At 47.6% G+C, this 14,996-nt stretch carries 9 protein-coding genes; 2 read left to right on the top strand and 7 right to left on the bottom strand.

Going from position 1 to position 14,996, the window contains the following annotated elements:
• Positions 1–6: 6 nt before the first annotated feature.
• From tssM to ACJJI4_RS22040, 7 genes are all read right to left on the bottom strand, one after another.
• The gene (gene tssM, locus ACJJI4_RS22070) at positions 7–3,549 is read right to left on the bottom strand and encodes a type VI secretion system membrane subunit TssM (protein ID WP_444926480.1); all 3,543 of its coding nucleotides are present in this window, start codon (positions 3,547–3,549) and stop codon (positions 7–9) included.
• A 57-nt stretch (positions 3,550–3,606) separates the two neighbouring features.
• Positions 3,607–4,470 carry a type IVB secretion system protein IcmH/DotU gene (gene icmH / locus ACJJI4_RS22065; protein WP_413664109.1) on the bottom strand — a complete coding sequence of 288 codons (864 nt, stop codon included), beginning with the start codon at positions 4,468–4,470 and terminating at the stop codon, positions 3,607–3,609.
• 1 nt (position 4,471) lies between these two features.
• Positions 4,472–5,809 (bottom strand): type VI secretion system baseplate subunit TssK, encoded by a 1,338-nt coding sequence (gene tssK, locus ACJJI4_RS22060; RefSeq protein ID WP_413664108.1) that lies wholly within the window; start codon positions 5,807–5,809, stop codon positions 4,472–4,474.
• A 72-nt stretch (positions 5,810–5,881) separates the two neighbouring features.
• The gene (gene tssJ / locus ACJJI4_RS22055; protein ID WP_413664107.1) at positions 5,882–6,541 is read right to left on the bottom strand and encodes a type VI secretion system lipoprotein TssJ; all 660 of its coding nucleotides are present in this window, start codon (positions 6,539–6,541) and stop codon (positions 5,882–5,884) included.
• The gene (tagH, locus tag ACJJI4_RS22050) at positions 6,519–8,360 is read right to left on the bottom strand and encodes a type VI secretion system-associated FHA domain protein TagH (RefSeq protein WP_444926479.1); all 1,842 of its coding nucleotides are present in this window, start codon (positions 8,358–8,360) and stop codon (positions 6,519–6,521) included. The genes tssJ and tagH overlap by 23 nt, the downstream gene beginning before the upstream one ends.
• 86 nt (positions 8,361–8,446) lie before the next feature.
• Positions 8,447–9,943, bottom strand: a complete 1,497-nt coding sequence (locus ACJJI4_RS22045) for a type VI secretion system contractile sheath domain-containing protein (protein WP_444926478.1) — start codon at positions 9,941–9,943, stop codon at positions 8,447–8,449.
• An 80-nt stretch (positions 9,944–10,023) separates the two neighbouring features.
• Positions 10,024–10,743 carry a transposase gene (locus tag ACJJI4_RS22040; protein WP_444895432.1) on the bottom strand — a complete coding sequence of 240 codons (720 nt, stop codon included), beginning with the start codon at positions 10,741–10,743 and terminating at the stop codon, positions 10,024–10,026.
• A 190-nt stretch (positions 10,744–10,933) separates the two neighbouring features.
• Here ACJJI4_RS22040 and ACJJI4_RS22035 point away from each other — a divergent pair, with 190 nt between their 5' ends.
• Both ACJJI4_RS22035 and ACJJI4_RS22030 read left to right on the top strand, forming a co-directional pair.
• A complete protein-coding gene (locus tag ACJJI4_RS22035; protein WP_444926477.1) occupies positions 10,934–11,797 on the top strand; it encodes a Stp1/IreP family PP2C-type Ser/Thr phosphatase in 864 nt (287 codons plus the stop codon).
• Between the two features lie 23 nt (positions 11,798–11,820).
• Positions 11,821–14,904: a DUF6531 domain-containing protein gene (locus tag ACJJI4_RS22030; protein ID WP_444926476.1), complete on the top strand. Its 3,084-nt coding sequence runs from the start codon at positions 11,821–11,823 to the stop codon at positions 14,902–14,904.
• Positions 14,905–14,996: the final 92 nt, after the last annotated feature.

The following is a 14,996-nucleotide window of genomic DNA, read 5'->3' as shown; positions in this document are numbered from 1 at the left end:
CTCCGTCTACAGGGTCTCAGGGCATCGATATCCGCGCAGTAAACTGCGGTCGAATGGATTGTTTACATTAGATGCAATCAATTTAAATTGAGCCTTTCGCCCTTCCTCAGAGAAAGTGACAAAGTGTTCTGCATTACTTCGCCCGGCTTCCAAATCTGAGCTCGCTAACAGTCTGTACCATGCCCAGTCCCCTTCAAAATGCTTGCGATGAACAGTCTCATTCAGATCTTCAAAGATAATGCGGACGCGATTACTTTCACCACCACGCCAAGTCAGCTTTTTAGTGGTTTTAGGGCCATGGGAGTAAGGAACTCGTTGCTCTCCAAGTTCAAGTTCAAACAAACGAACACTGGAATCCAGTTTCGTGGGCTCAATACGGAAGGAGTAAGAAGCTCCTTCGCCGGCACTGAAGAAAGTTTTTCGAATACGTTCAGCTCGACGCAACTGGGAAAGGGCTTCCCTTGAAAGGCTAATACCCTGCCCTTCAACGTATTTGATTTTCCAGTTTCTGGTATCCACAAATGGTTTCAGATACTGATTGACAAATTTCTCCTCAATACCACCTGGTTTGAAGTACTGGTTAAACTCCATCACCGGCACTTCCTGGTCACGGTCGCTGCGCAGTGGGTACCGGTTTGCCAGGCTATTGCTATAGCTTTGATACACCTCTTCACGCCAGACACGGTTTATATGCGCCTTAGTCTTGGCCATTACCAGCCCCCAAGCGCTGTCAGCAATATCTGTCAGCCACTGGTCAAAAGGTGCTGGTGCATTAGCAGCCTTAACCCTTAACTGTTTAATCGCATCGCTACCGCCGGCAAAACGCGCTTTGGCACGTCCAAAAGCCGCTTGATTCGAATCGGGAGCGCTGTCGATCTCAGTGAGGTATTCCTGAATTTTATTAATAGTATCCAGGTATTCTTGGATACGCGCTGGCCGCCCCTTCTCACTCTGAGTGATTCGCTGGACCTCCTCAAACCTAACATCAACAATGTTTGGCTTGTAATGATCCTGCAAGGCACTGGTTGCACTACCCAGTGCGGCTTGTCCCAACTTTCGAGTAGTACTGGACACAGGTAGCGGTACCCCAGAAGCATCGACTGGAACCTCAGGACGAAGGGTCAGACGAGTGTTATCTGAAGTTATCTCGGTAATCGCAAGCAGGGGTGAGTAAATAGGATCAGACAACTTTGACAACACATCCAATGCCTGTGAAGTGCTACCAAACCTCTGTATTTTGAACCCGCCAAGGAAGCCCTGCCAACGCTGTAAATACTCCCCAAGATAGATTCGCTTTACTTCCTCACCAAGCTTTTCACGGTCGGCTTCGGTAAAGTCCTCACCACTCAGATCTCCTCCATATATCCAGCGCTCTTCAGCCATATTTGTCATCAGCTGAGAGTCCGCTCCAAAGTCCAGTTCTTTATAACCCGCCTTTGTATAGAGGAAGGGAATCGTGAAGTTTGGATTATTGGCTCCCATACCAAAAATTTGCTGAGTGTCTCCACCAATTTCCTGGTAGAGATCTACAGGGGTCAATCCGAAGTCACTATTTTGTAGTTGAGCAAATAACCGCTGAGGTACAGGGATACGACGCAGTTGCTGTCGCGCGCGAGCTACTACCCTCTCATTCTCTTTAATTGAATTGGGAAGAGACTGAATAAATAGTTGATCTAGGTGGTAGCGCAACTCTTCCTGCCTCCCGGCTTCACCGGGTAACTGACGCTCCCAGCGAGCAGTGTAATAAGCCTCTATGGTTTTCAAATCCATTTTATCTGGATTAAAAAACATCAAATAGGTTTTGAGAGTACTTACCAAAGCGGGATCATTACTTCCGAGACGACTTAAGTCACTCTCTATATCACGAAGTAAAGCGGGAAGATAAATAGTTTCTAATTTATGGCGATAGAGATCATTTGCTGCAGTATCAATTCTGGTGTCATAAAGCCCCAAATTGCCAATCCACGGATGTTCCTCACGGTCGTAGACCGCACTAGCCCGCTTTAAAGGCTCTAACAAATTTAAGGCACTGATGGGCGTAATATTTTTGCCTTTCAGCTCACTTTCTGCGCCTTGGTATGCGCTGAGATTATCGCCAACCTCTCCCATGGATAATTTATTCTGTGCGAGACTGCCACTCCATAAGAAAATAGCTCCGACAAAGCCTCCCGCCAAAGTAGCAAAAACTCCCCGGCGTAACCAAAGGTTAGCTGACTCAATCCGGCGATTAACGCCCACTAATTCAGCCTCGGGGAAAACGACATCCTTCAATAATCGATGCAAGAAAAAGCTCTTACCAACACCCTGGAATTTTGGCCCGACGCTACGCTCTAGTCCAAAATCAGCAGTTACGGAGGACATCATACGGTCAACAGGACTGCCCTCCTGAGTGCCACTAGTAAAGTAGACCCCTCTGACCATAGGGACGGTTTCGTAACGATTTGGACCGAAAGTCTGCTTTACAAAATCTGTCAGAATATCTGTAAGGCTTTCCATTCGGGCAGGAAAACCTTGCAACAACGCCCGCTTCTCTACATTCCTCTCCTGATGAACACGCCACAATACGCGCTGGTTCAAACGCTCTATCAGCTGCTCAAATTCGGCTTTGAAATTATCGAGAGGGGCCCCAACAGTGGCGTTAGCTTCACGGGGAAAACTCATTCCCCAAACTTGCTCACGCTCAGCTTGAGAGAGGTTGTCGAAAAACTCTGTAAACCCTGCAACTAAGTCACATTTTGTGAAAGTGAGATAAATCGGGAAGCGAATACCCAATTCCTGTTGCAGTTCATTTATACGCTGGCGGATAATTTTTGCCTGGTGTTGGCGCTGCTCTTCCGTTTGCACCATTAAATCTTGCAAGCTAATTGCAACCAGAGCACCATTGATCGGGCGGCGGCGGCGGTATCTTTTCAATAAACTCAGAAAAGCTTTCCAAGCGCTATTATCGTAAACCCGGTGACTGTCCTGAGTCGTATAACGCCCTGCGGTATCAATTAAAACTGCATCATTGGTAAACCACCAATCACAGTTACGGGTGCCCCCTACCCCACCCAGGGCTTCCTTCCCATGACTCTGCGCCAGCGGGAATTCCAACCCGGAGTTCACCAGGGCTGTTGTTTTACCACAACCGGGAGGCCCAATAATGATGTACCAGGGAAGCTGATAAAGGGAAACTTGTCCCTTGTCAGATTTAAACCGAGCACTACGTAATACACCCATCGCTTCACGGAAGCGACCAGAAAGAGCATTCAACTCTTCCAGCGAGCGTTCTTCGTCTGGATCTGTAGAATCGGCTTCTTGTGATTCCTCAATGCCTTTTATTAAAGCCTGGTTTTGGCGTCTCTCTACCAACCATTGGCTGATATTCCACACAAGCCAAATAGCAAAAATAAATACAATAATAGTTAGTCGGACAGAGTGAGAAAGCGTGGCATTATCACTACCAAACTTAATGTAATCAGCCGCAAACCAAATGAGGAGGGAAAGAGCTGAGAGCCCTATGAGCCCCAACACCCACTTATTGGTAAAAAAGTTACGCAAGCGTTTCATGAATTGCTCCGTCTTCCAGGGTATCGACCATACCCAGGATCAATATCAGCCCGAGTGTTACCCTTCTCCTTGCGGAGACTCATCATCACTTTTGGACAAATCTAAAATCTGGTCTGCGACCGGTGTCGTCGTTTCATAGAGCCACCAGCGATAACCACTATAAGTTGCAAGTAACAATCCCAGGACAACACTCATAATCACCCAGAGGGGTATATAGTGAATCAGCCGGGATTTTCGCTCTACGCATCCTTGCCAACGCGGCGAAAGATCTCGGTCCATTGGCTGCTTATGCTGTTCAATTGTTCTGTAGAGCTCATCACGAATCTGTTCTATTTGTTCGTGTCCACGCTGTACGAGCCGATACTTACCCTGAAAGCCCAAGCTCAAACACAGGTAAAAAAGCTCAAGGAGTTCCAAATGACTTGCGGGAGTTTCCAGCATGCGTTGCAAAATGACAAAACACTTCTCCCCTCCAAAAGTCTCTTTGTGAAACAGGCTAAGAAGAGAGTGCTGGCTCCAACCGCTAGCTGTACCCCAAGGTGTGGTCAAAACAACCTCGTCCACGACAGTACATAGTAAGTAACGGGCTGTTAGCACTGATTCAGGTGTTAAAGCCAGTTGCTTTGCCTCACGCTCGAAGCTTTGGATTTCCGTAGTAAGTCGCTTGTGCAAATCAGGTACGTTGGCGTGATTCATCGTTGTGCGTAATTTGATAATTACGCCTAACAATTTTGAAGCCGCAGACACCAATGGATTAAGGCTGTTGCGGACCTGAGCCTCGACCGGGGCATCTTGGCTGGCAAAGAATTGTGGCTGAGCCTGAGCTGCTGCCGGTGCCGCTGCAGCACCGGGTGTCGGTATCAAAACCGTTCTATCCCCAGCATTAGGGGCCCGTGGAGGAGTAAAGCTGTCATTACTCATATTAATTATTCCTTATGGCCCAGAGTTCCATAGTTAATCCAGGGAACTCTGCGCCCAGATGCACTGCAAAACCACCCGAGCGAGTCATGGCCTGCCATAACTCTCCACTGCGCTCCACCTCAAAGTAAGTGAACCCTGCGTGATAGGGGATTTGTCGAGGAGCCACGGGAAGAGGGCGCAGAGTCAAGCCGGGTAACTGCGCTGAGATAAGTTCTCTAATCGCCTCGACAGGGGCAACTTTTGCCTGCGTGGGGAAGCGGCTGCGCAATAGATCGCCAGGCATATCCGCTTTTGCGGCCATAATAAAACTGGCTGATTTTAATAATGAAGGATCAGTAACCGGCGCAACATATATCCCAAATTTGCGCTGCACCAATTCCATTGCAATCGCTGTTTGCTCCAGCACTGTGGAGAGCGACTGTCTAAGCGCTGAAAACAGCCCAGCAAAGCTAACTTGCAGGTCTTCATGTGCATACACTGGAATTTCTGGAGGGCGCTTAGATTGAGCAGTAAACGTCGAAAGTTCGCCTGCCAACTGCAATAATTCAAGAAATAAATTGTGCGGATGTAATCGGGGCTGAGCCGTGATCTGCTTTAATAAGGGTTCAAAGCGGTTAATAACCTGCAGTAACAAATAATCAGCAATTTCTGCAGATCCGCTTCTTCCGCTGTCGCTCAAACGATGCCCCAAAGCCGAGCCTCGATGGTCGAGCAATCCTTTTACTTCTTCAATATATGCATTGATAACTGCAGAAGTCTCCGCATTTAACAGCGGTGGGATATAGTCAGAATCAAGCTCTACCGGCTTTTCCGGTTGGCGCTCTTTAATTCGGGCAACCCCAACCGCAGCATAGCCACTCAGATCATCACTACCTAATTTGAGACAAGCTCTTAACTTTCCGACTTGGATACGCGCGGACTCACCAGAAGACGCCGCACTATTACGGGCATCAAAGTTCGAAGCCTGATAACGTGCCTGTGGGAAATCCTCTTGATCTCGAATCGACTCCTGACTACCTGGGCGCTTCATCGGCACACATAAGTAGACTATTTCATCACGAGTATTAACCGGAACATCCAGAACATCCGGCAAATGCTCATTTTCAGGGGCAAGTATCGGGGTACCATCGGGAAAAACAGCTTTCACTCTCGATAGAGAAATTTTTCCCATCGATAACGGCTCACTATCGATCGCCAGCTCTACAATCCCCCAGGTATAAGGCCCGAGCGGAGCTGTGCGCGCTTCGACAAGCTGTTCGAGATAGCGATCCTGCTGTTGAAAATGCTGAGGGCGTAAAAACATGCCCTCGCTCCAGATCACTTTATTGTTTGCCGACATAAATGTTCCTTAAAAAGCTCTCGTAATATTTCCAGGGCAGCAATTTTTATTGCCCGGGCAATAATTTCTGCCCTATTGAGACCGCTGCATATCAGGGAGCGTTTTTTTCATTCTTTCATAATCTTCTTTGGAGATTGTTACTGTTTCCCCACTATCATCTTCACTGCCACGAGTAGTCAATTTTGCTCGTCGACGCTTGGCAATATCATCTGGCGAACCAATTCGTACATCGGCCAGCGATACTTCATATTCATTTTTTTTGTGGTCTGTAATTGGCAGCACCATTAGTGCCTCTGCATCCTGATACTGTACAAACTCAGCTAGAAGCCCGATATATTTTACGTCCGGCGTTAAAGCCAGTTCTTCTATACGCTGTTCCCCTGGAGCAAACTCTTTAAGGATTACAGTATCAATCAAATCCTTGCCGAGGCGGGATTGAGCATTCTCGTAAAGGTTAAGAAAATCTTCACGGGCAAACTGGCGCTCATCCGCGAGCATAAACACTCGTATAACAACGGGAGAAGCTCGGCCATCATCATCTGGGTTTACGTCATTCTGTGTCTCTACAACCAACTCGAGACTGGTATCCAGATTTAGAGTCCGCCTCGTTGTTTGGCAACCAACAACTGCAACTGCCAAAACAGCGATTAAACTGACCTGAAATAATTTTTTTATCGACACAAGCAATTCCCTCTTTTCCGTCAACTTATTAATTTTTAATGCTTCGCGCATTTTTTAACTCTGATAATTGATTTTCATAAGTAACTGCAAATTCATCACCAAACAACTTGCGATAGCAATTATCCGGATCACCAACTAGCTCCCTGTAAATTGCAGTAAATCCTTCCCATTTTTTTGCATTTTTGTTTCCAAAAACGCCGGAAGTATTCCCCAGTCTGCGCTCAATATTCTCCGGGCTAAAGAATTTGAGCATGGCGTTGTAACCTGCTCTCATTCCAGCCAAAACCGCAACTTGATGATCCGACAAATCATCAAAACTATCCTTCACTGCCTCAGCGGGATTCATAAAAGCACCGGTACCCGCAAACATGGCTTCCAATGCATCCCGTTCCGTAGCACTAAATTTCAGCGGATTATTAGCTTCCGTTTGAATCATGGTTCGCTGCACACGCAGCTCATTCTTTATGCTGTTTCTTGCGCGCAAAAGGTCAATAAGACGAGCTACTGTTTCCCGGACAATTTCAGCTGCTTGCTGGTCCGCCTGTTGCAACTGGACCGTGTTCATATTCAGGCCGAGAGTAGATGCAAAAACGCTCCCCCCTGAAGAACCTGTGGGCTGAGTTACTGGGGATTGCTGTAAATGCGAAAACTGCTGAGCTTGGGCAGCCAAATCCAGTTGTGGATTTGGTTTTGGCTGTAGTTGCGGTTGCGGTTGCGGTTGCGAGGACGATTGCCCGGAACCAAACCCTGGAGCGCCATCAACTTGTTGCCCCTGCATAGCAGCGAAAGAGTCTGCAAAGGGGTTATCTTGAGCAGGCGGAGAAATTGGTTGCTGATTAAACCCTTGGGGCTGCCCTAACGGCTGAGATTGCATTGCCTGTGGCTGTAGCTGTGGCTGTAGCTGTGGCTGTGGCTGTGGCTGTGGCTGTGGCTGTGGCTGTGGCTGCATAGCCTGAGGTTGTGGTATCGGAGTTGCGACAGGTTGCTGTGAAATCCCCTGGAAACCACCCATAGGAACTTGCGGCTGCGGAGATACCACTTGAGATTCAGGCACCGCAACCGTCTCAACGACAGGTTCCGGTACCGGCTGGGGATTTATTTGCATTGAGTGCTGGTCAGCTGGCACATGATCATCGTCACTACCATCTTTCCACCACTCATCATCAGACCATTGATTACTGGATTGCTGCTGACCCGTAGAACCCACTAAGCCACCGACGGGTGACATCTCAGGAGCACCACCAACAAGACCAGACGGGTCAGATTGGCCAAAGGCAGCAAGTGGGTCCAGAGGGCCCGATTCCGAGGTGAGAAGACTATCGCTAGTTGGGGTATTAGCCTGATTACCCAGCCCAATCGAGCCCCACTCCCCAGTTTGAGCCACATCTGACTGCGGGCTGGAACCCGGCTCAAGCCAACTATCCAATTCTTTCGCTTCTGCCTGGCTTTGCATTTTTGCCATGGCATCCGCGCTGAATGTTGTTCGATCCGAGGTATCGAGAAAATCTGCACTTCCCAGACCTTTGGGAAGATCTCCCTCTTCCTTAGGCTGTCGCAGTGAAACTTTCAATTTATATTCCCCGAGAACGATCATGTCGCCCTCTTTTAATGGGACTTGATTTCCCTTTCCTAACGGATTTTCTGAATCATTGTAATAGGTTCCATTAGTACTAGTATCTACCAGAAAAAACTGATTATCGGTAAAGGAAATCTGTGCGTGTTTTGAGGAAACCACTCGATCTGGATCGGGTAAAACCCAATAATTATCGGCAGAGCGACCCAAACTGCCACCAGCTTTCGTGAACAGTTTTGTATGTTTAAGCATATTGGCGCCAGAAGGGTCGGCCAATACTGATAGAATTAGATCCATTTATTCCTGACTCACAATAGTGGTTTATTCATAGTCTTCAGGTAGATTTTTGCCTGCATATTCCTGTAAAGATCCAACCCCTACACTTACACCCAAGGGCCTTTGAGTGTACCGCCACTCAGAGAACTAAAGCTCGGAAGAATGACTTGATCCCGCCCTTGCACCGAACGCATAGTGCTAATGCCAGCCTGCATAAATTTTTCAGCTGCCCTATCTGTCAGGAGCGCTTCTGCACAGGGCGTCAATAATTCGCCATTGGGTAACTTGCGTAAATGAAGGGGTAGGTCTTCATAGCTTGCAGACGAAGGCGGCTGTAATTTTCCAGTTTGAGAAAAACCTTGGCAAACAGCTAAACCCAATAAATAAACACTATTACCCCAAAGATAATATTCATGACCCTGCTCTGGGGTTAATTCTTCAAAATTGAAATGCTCTGTTGTAGAGGTATTTTTCCCAAAGGGGAGTCTGAGCATAAATCTGGGAGCTGCCAATGCAACATGCTCACTAGCAGAGTATTCACGGACCGCCTGCCAACTTTCCGCAAACTGATCGCTCAACGGATAGTACCAATCATCAGGATCTACTGAACCTGACAAGTTTGGACAACCTGCTAATTTTGGATCCCCACCCAATAAAAGTGCGCTTCCCGCAGCTTCTGCAATCGTGGATAAATCTATCAGCAGGTGAAGGTCTCGCTCCTCATCAGTAACAAAGTAATCCCCTATGACTAGGTTATAGGGCATATTCCCAGAAGCTGTTTCACGCTCAACCAGTAACTTAAATGTCTGCGACTTTTCCAAGTCGCTTTCGGCTTCCGCAAAATCAGCTAGAAGCTCTTCTTTACTAACGTCTATTAAGTAAAAATCCAGGTTCCCGTGCTCTTCGACACGTCTCAACAAAAGTTGCAGACTCAGCCAACTAGCCTCTAACTGACGAAAATCACTATGATGCATCAGTTTACGCATCGCATCAGACGTAGCTTCAGCCAGGGCATTTAGATATTCACCCTGGCGAGGGTCCTCACTTTTCTGCACGTAAGGAGCGACAATATCTTTGATTAGCTGGTCAACCTGGAAAGTATTTTGGCCTTCCTTTGCATTACGCTCTCGACCGGCAGCCAGGATTTCATCCAATATCGACTGCTCGCTATCGCGCTGACCCAAGCCCTGCTGAGTGGCTAACTCTGGTTTCCACTGTTGAATTTCCTCAGCAGCCTGCTGGAACTGACGCGGATCGAGCAGCCTGCGCTCCAGCTCAATAAACTTCTTAAACAGTGGCACACGGCTATAAAGGTAATCTGGGTGCAAATCATCAAAGCATGGTAATCCCAGAGGGCGATCCAGTACGGGCAACTGCAAACTCACACCTAGATCAGCAAAAACGCCCTCAAAGGTATCGCGGTTCAACAGGTATACCCTTCGACTGGAAATCGTTTCGGGTTCACACTGGCGGCGACTCGCTCTCCCGCTGAAATCACCCAGGATCGCAACTTTCAATCTATCAGTGCCAAAATCCATAACTGGTTTTTCCTTATTGTTATCGCCAAGGATCTGAAATCCCGTTGAAATGCTGGGCCTACTCACAATTTGTCACCTGCTGACAGGGCTTAATTACCCTACTTCTTATGGCCTTTTAACGCCCTCAACCCGACATTAGGTTTTAGCTAGGCAGTTTCTTTTGGTTCTTTTTCGACTTTATTTGCTTTTTTAGGGCGACCACGCTTAAGCGGTCGCACTCTTTGGTTAACAATCTGCTCAATTTTCTCTTTAAACGCATCCCCGCCAAGCACATGGCCTAACTTAATCGTTTCAGCGATATAGTCGAGCAACTTTCGATCAAAGCTATACTGAAATAACTTCCTGTAAGATTGTGCCCTCTCCATCACGGTATTCCCTAAAGAAAGATACAAACGGTGATCCTTAATCAAATTATCTTTCTTAATGTTTGTGTGATGGTTAAAACTTGACCATTCATAGTCTTCAAGAGAATCAGCTAACCCCAAATAGAGGGGACGTAACTCCACATACCGGTAACACGTCAGTAAGTACGCATCAGAATCAATTAAGCTGGACTTATAACGCCCCCGCCATAGTGTTCCTGAGCGCTTGTAACGGTGATTAACAAATTGAACATAGCGACGTCCAAGGGATTGCATCATAGATGATATCCCATCCGGTATCGTGGGCGTAGCTATGATCTGAATCATATTGGGTAATAAAACATATGCGTGAACGTCAACGCCATATTGGTCTGACGCGTTACGCAAACTAATCAAATAATATTGGTAATCTTCCTCATCAAAGAAACAGGGCAGATTATTGTGACCTACCTGCACAATATGCTGGGGAACATTTATCAAATTGAGCCTGGGCAAACGGGGCATTTTGCCTATGGGTCCTTTTTTAGCTGGCTAAAAGCCTTTTCTGTAGAGAGGTAAAGCTCTTATTATCGCAAATCAGTGAAAAGTATTTCAAACTTGGCATGCGAGCAAGTTAACATTACCTTCGGTGATCGGTTGTAATAATATTGCGCCGCATTGTATTGCTTTTTATTAAAGGGGAGTTGCACCAGACATGGATCAAATTAGTCTGGCGGTCAACGGGCGTACTGACATTGGTCAGGTTCGTGAGGAAAACGAAGATAGTATTCGCTGGTACGCATCTGCGGAACAGCCTTTTGCCTATATAGTGGTGGCCGACGGCATGGGCGGTTACACCGGTGGCGCAACCGCCAGTAAAATTGCAGCTGAGACGGTTCAAGCCCACCTCGATGACCTGCTGAAACACACTTTTTTCTCCTGCACGTCTGAACAGCAACAGCTTATATTGCGCGCCACCCTTATCGACGCAGTCAACAGCGCAAATACAGCTCTAATCAACACCAAAAACCTGAACCCCCAGTTTTCCAATATGGGAACAACTTTGGTTGCCGCGGTCATGTGGCGCGACTTTTTAATCGTTGCACATATTGGCGATTCTCGCGCATACCTGTGGAACAATTATGGATTGCAGCGCCTTACACGAGATCACAGCGTTGTACAGGAGATGATTGATTCAGGTCAATTAACCCCCGAGCAAGCCAAAGAGTCCAATGTTCGCAACCATATTACCCGTGCCTTGGGGGTTTCCAGCTGTGTAGAGGCGGATATAAATAGCTGGAAACTCACGCAAAACGCACTCCTTTTGTTATGTAGCGACGGGCTCACTGAATATCTTGATGATCATGCGATAGAGCGCGTACTGGCCACTCATCGTCCGGCATTAGAGTCTGTATATCGTTTTATTGACGATGCTAATCGCCTAGGAGGGCGCGACAATATTACTGCAGGAATATTGGAATATTCTTCACAATCATTGCGTCAAATTCTACCCCACGAACAAAGTGTTACCGAACGTCCCAGCTCCCCCGACGTAACAATCCGAAAGTTACACCGCTGATTTGATTTATCGGACACTACAAAATGACACCGGAACGTCTTACCCAGCTAATACCCGACTTACTCAATAAGCTTACCCCCCCAACAATTAAATTCTCTCACGAGAACCCCGCATCAGTTATACGCTGGCTTTCCCAAATTGAGCGAACACCAGAAGACATCTCTCTCAATTTACGGAGAGAAGATTTTTGGCCAAAGCTGCCAGGCATTGAAGCCAATCGATATAGTATCGATTCGGCACCTATGGTTCCCCTCTTGCATGAGGTAGACGGCAGCCCAACCCAACTGACTAACCTCCCAGGGGTCAATCCAGCAAATAAGGTAATTCCAGCTCTGGAACGCAGCCATCAGATCGCTGAACACGTCGTCAGCAATACAGGGGAAGTCGCTTTTGAGCGAACAGACGTCATTATTCCAGGGCCATTGCCATTTGAATGGAAAAGGTATTTCCGCTCTTCCCTCAACGAGGACACTGGCATTGGCGCGGGCTGGCGACACTCCTTAAGTGAAAAACTTGTTGTACACGACCACTTCGTCAAGCTATTCACTGCCGAGGGCAGATCTGTAACCTTTAATTTACCCGCTATAGGTCATGGTTGTTACAATCGTTTTGAACGGTTAATGTTATTTCGGCAAAGCTTACACAGTTATCGTTTAACGACATTCGATCAATATCATAAGATTTTTCGCGCCGACGGCGTGAACAGCGCTTTACCACTTGCAGAAATTAGGGATCAATTTGGAAACGCCTTAACTATCGATTATCAAGAAGGTTTACCTAAAAAAATAGTCAGCTCTTGGGGCCGGGTTATTGAATTTAACTGCCAAGATGGTCATATCTTCAATCTAGTGAACGGTCACGCTGTAGAAGGGCAAAATAACCTCTGCGCTTACAACTATAAGGAAGGGCAATTAGTCGAAAGCTGCTGTGGGCTTAAAAGGGAAAAATATCAATATGACAATTCTCAACTGGCTCATCTGCACAGCAGCGAGTCTGGAAGCTATCAATTTATATATGATGAACACAATCGATGCTGCTCATTAAATTCAAATGAGTTATTCACTAACTTAAGTTGGCTTGCGAGTAACAATAGCTGCACAGTCGAATCAGAATTATCCGGCCCGATTCATATACGCTTTAACAAGTTCGGTCAGAGAGTCTCTGAACAGCAAGAATCACGTATCTGTACTTGGCTGTATGACTCCTACGGCAACCTCTGCGAAGAGATTAAGGCTGATGGCCGTAGACTTTTCTTTCGACACGATGAATTCGGCCGACTGGTTCGCACCACTTCTCACAATGTGAGTAATCGATACTTTTACGATGACCGAGGTTACCTGCGTGCGGCATCTATCAACGATGAGACTCTGTGGCAATTCCAGTTCAATGCAAAAGGCCGCCCAGAACGTATCATTGATCCAGCAAAACAAGTCTGGAAATTTCTCTATACGGATCGGGGTCAGCTCACACAGATCCGGGACCCCGAAGGTGGCAAGGTAGACTTCAGCTGGGATGGGCAGGGGCAGCTGCAATCGATATGTAGAGATAAAAAGCTCCTAGGCCTGGAATACGACCACTGGCAACGAGTCATTTCGCTGAAAATGAATGGCGAACTGTGGCGTGAATGGAGCTATGGTAGTGCCGGTGAACTGCGAGAAGCTCGCCTAGGCATTCACCAATACGGCCTGGACTATTCCGAACGAGGCCTTACCAACGCTATTCACGGAGATAGCGGCCAAAGTATTCTTTGCGACCATGATAACGCCGGTAGACTCTGTCATATCAATTTTGCCGACGGCAACAATTGGGACCTCAGCTATAACCCAATCGGTGAGCTAGTCTGCCTGGAATGTCCCGCAGGAAACTACACTTGGGGATATGACTGCTTCGGGCAATTAGTTAGCCACGAGGCACCACAGGATCGAACTTGGCGTTGGCATTACAATATAGACGGCAGCCTGCATGAATATTGTGATAATGACTCTCGCTGGTACTTCAATTATAACGACAGCGGTGTATTAACCGGTATTCGCAATAACAGTGGCCAAAATAGTGAGTTCCACTACGACCAACATAACAGGCTAGTACAGGCAGACAATGCCCTTTCTTCGGTGCGATTTAAATACGACAGCCGCGGTCGGGTAACCGCAGAGCATCACGACAGTGCAGATATCCGGGATTTCAGTCTTCAGTATCAATATGACAAACGCGGCTGGTTAAAGAGTGCCAGCTCCGACAATCTCGACTTGTCTTATACATTCGCCCCTTGTGGAGCCCTGTATGGAATCGATGCCAATGGTGAAGCCATTGTTCGCACCGAATCCAAAGGCCAAGATATCCTCCAGGTTCAAGGGGAGGTTCGCAGTAATCACAAATATTTATTTGGGCGCCTGGTAGGTATGGAGTCCGGTCAAGCACTTTCCTGGCACTTTGAGAAATCCCCTCCCCTGCAAATGACCAACCCGCTGCGGGCACAGCAAAGTCCGACTCAACCTCAAACAGAAAGTGACAAGCGCGGCAATATTATTAGTGAAAGCAACATACCAGGCCGCAAGGATTATCAATACCAGTACGACGGCTGGGGCCTGATGAGCCACGCGGAGTGCGGGGAATTTAAAACCTATTTCCGCTACGACCCTTTCGGTCGGCGGTTAAGCAAGACATGTACCCACCGAAAATCAACCCGGCAGCGCCGCGTTGTCACTATTTGGAGCAGCCTGGGTATCTGGGGGGAAATTCACAATATTGACGGCAAGTCCCGAGGTTTAAGCCATTGGATTCACCAACCCCAAACCAATGCCATTCTCTGCCAATGGACTGCCGACAATATCGAGCATTACCTTTCCAACCCCGACGGCAAGCCACTCGCGATTTTTGATACTCAAGGTGCCGCTCAGTGGTCACAAGGTGGGGAGGCTGGAGAGAAAGGAAAAGACCCCCACAATCAAGGGCCGAGTGCCTGGCGGGGAACTAACTTGCTCGCGGATGTAGAGACCGGGCTGTGGTACCACCCCTCCGGCTACTGGAGCCCAGCCCTCGGCATTTGGCTAAATGGGGACCGCTCACATAACCTGACGACTTCTGCCCAATCAATCGGGCAGCTGTAGCGAAGTACTCGGGCAGCTGCATCAACAATTGCTGCCCGGGTCAACTCTTATCTACCTATACACTATGGGTATATCTATTTACCCGTGAGTGT

The organism is Microbulbifer maximicatervae (SeqCode) (genome assembly GCF_052467305.1).
Note: the sequence above shows the minus strand (reverse complement) of the source record. Positions and strands in the feature narration are given on the sequence as shown.

Bases quoted from the DNA above. Each gene is read 5' to 3' on its own strand.
- tssM (WP_444926480.1), bottom strand. From the start codon at position 3,549: ATGAAACGCTTGCGTAACTTTTTTACCAATAAGTGGGTGTTGGGGCTC.
- icmH (WP_413664109.1), bottom strand. From the start codon at position 4,470: ATGAGTAATGACAGCTTTACTCCTCCACGGGCCCCTAATGCTGGGGAT.
- tssK (WP_413664108.1), bottom strand. From the start codon at position 5,809: ATGTCGGCAAACAATAAAGTGATCTGGAGCGAGGGCATGTTTTTACGC.
- tssJ (WP_413664107.1), bottom strand. From the start codon at position 6,541: ATGCGCGAAGCATTAAAAATTAATAAGTTGACGGAAAAGAGGGAATTG.
- tagH (WP_444926479.1), bottom strand. From the start codon at position 8,360: ATGGATCTAATTCTATCAGTATTGGCCGACCCTTCTGGCGCCAATATG.
- ACJJI4_RS22040 (WP_444895432.1), bottom strand. From the start codon at position 10,743: ATGCCCCGTTTGCCCAGGCTCAATTTGATAAATGTTCCCCAGCATATT.
- ACJJI4_RS22035 (WP_444926477.1), top strand. From the start codon at position 10,934: ATGGATCAAATTAGTCTGGCGGTCAACGGGCGTACTGACATTGGTCAG.
- ACJJI4_RS22030 (WP_444926476.1), top strand. From the start codon at position 11,821: ATGACACCGGAACGTCTTACCCAGCTAATACCCGACTTACTCAATAAG.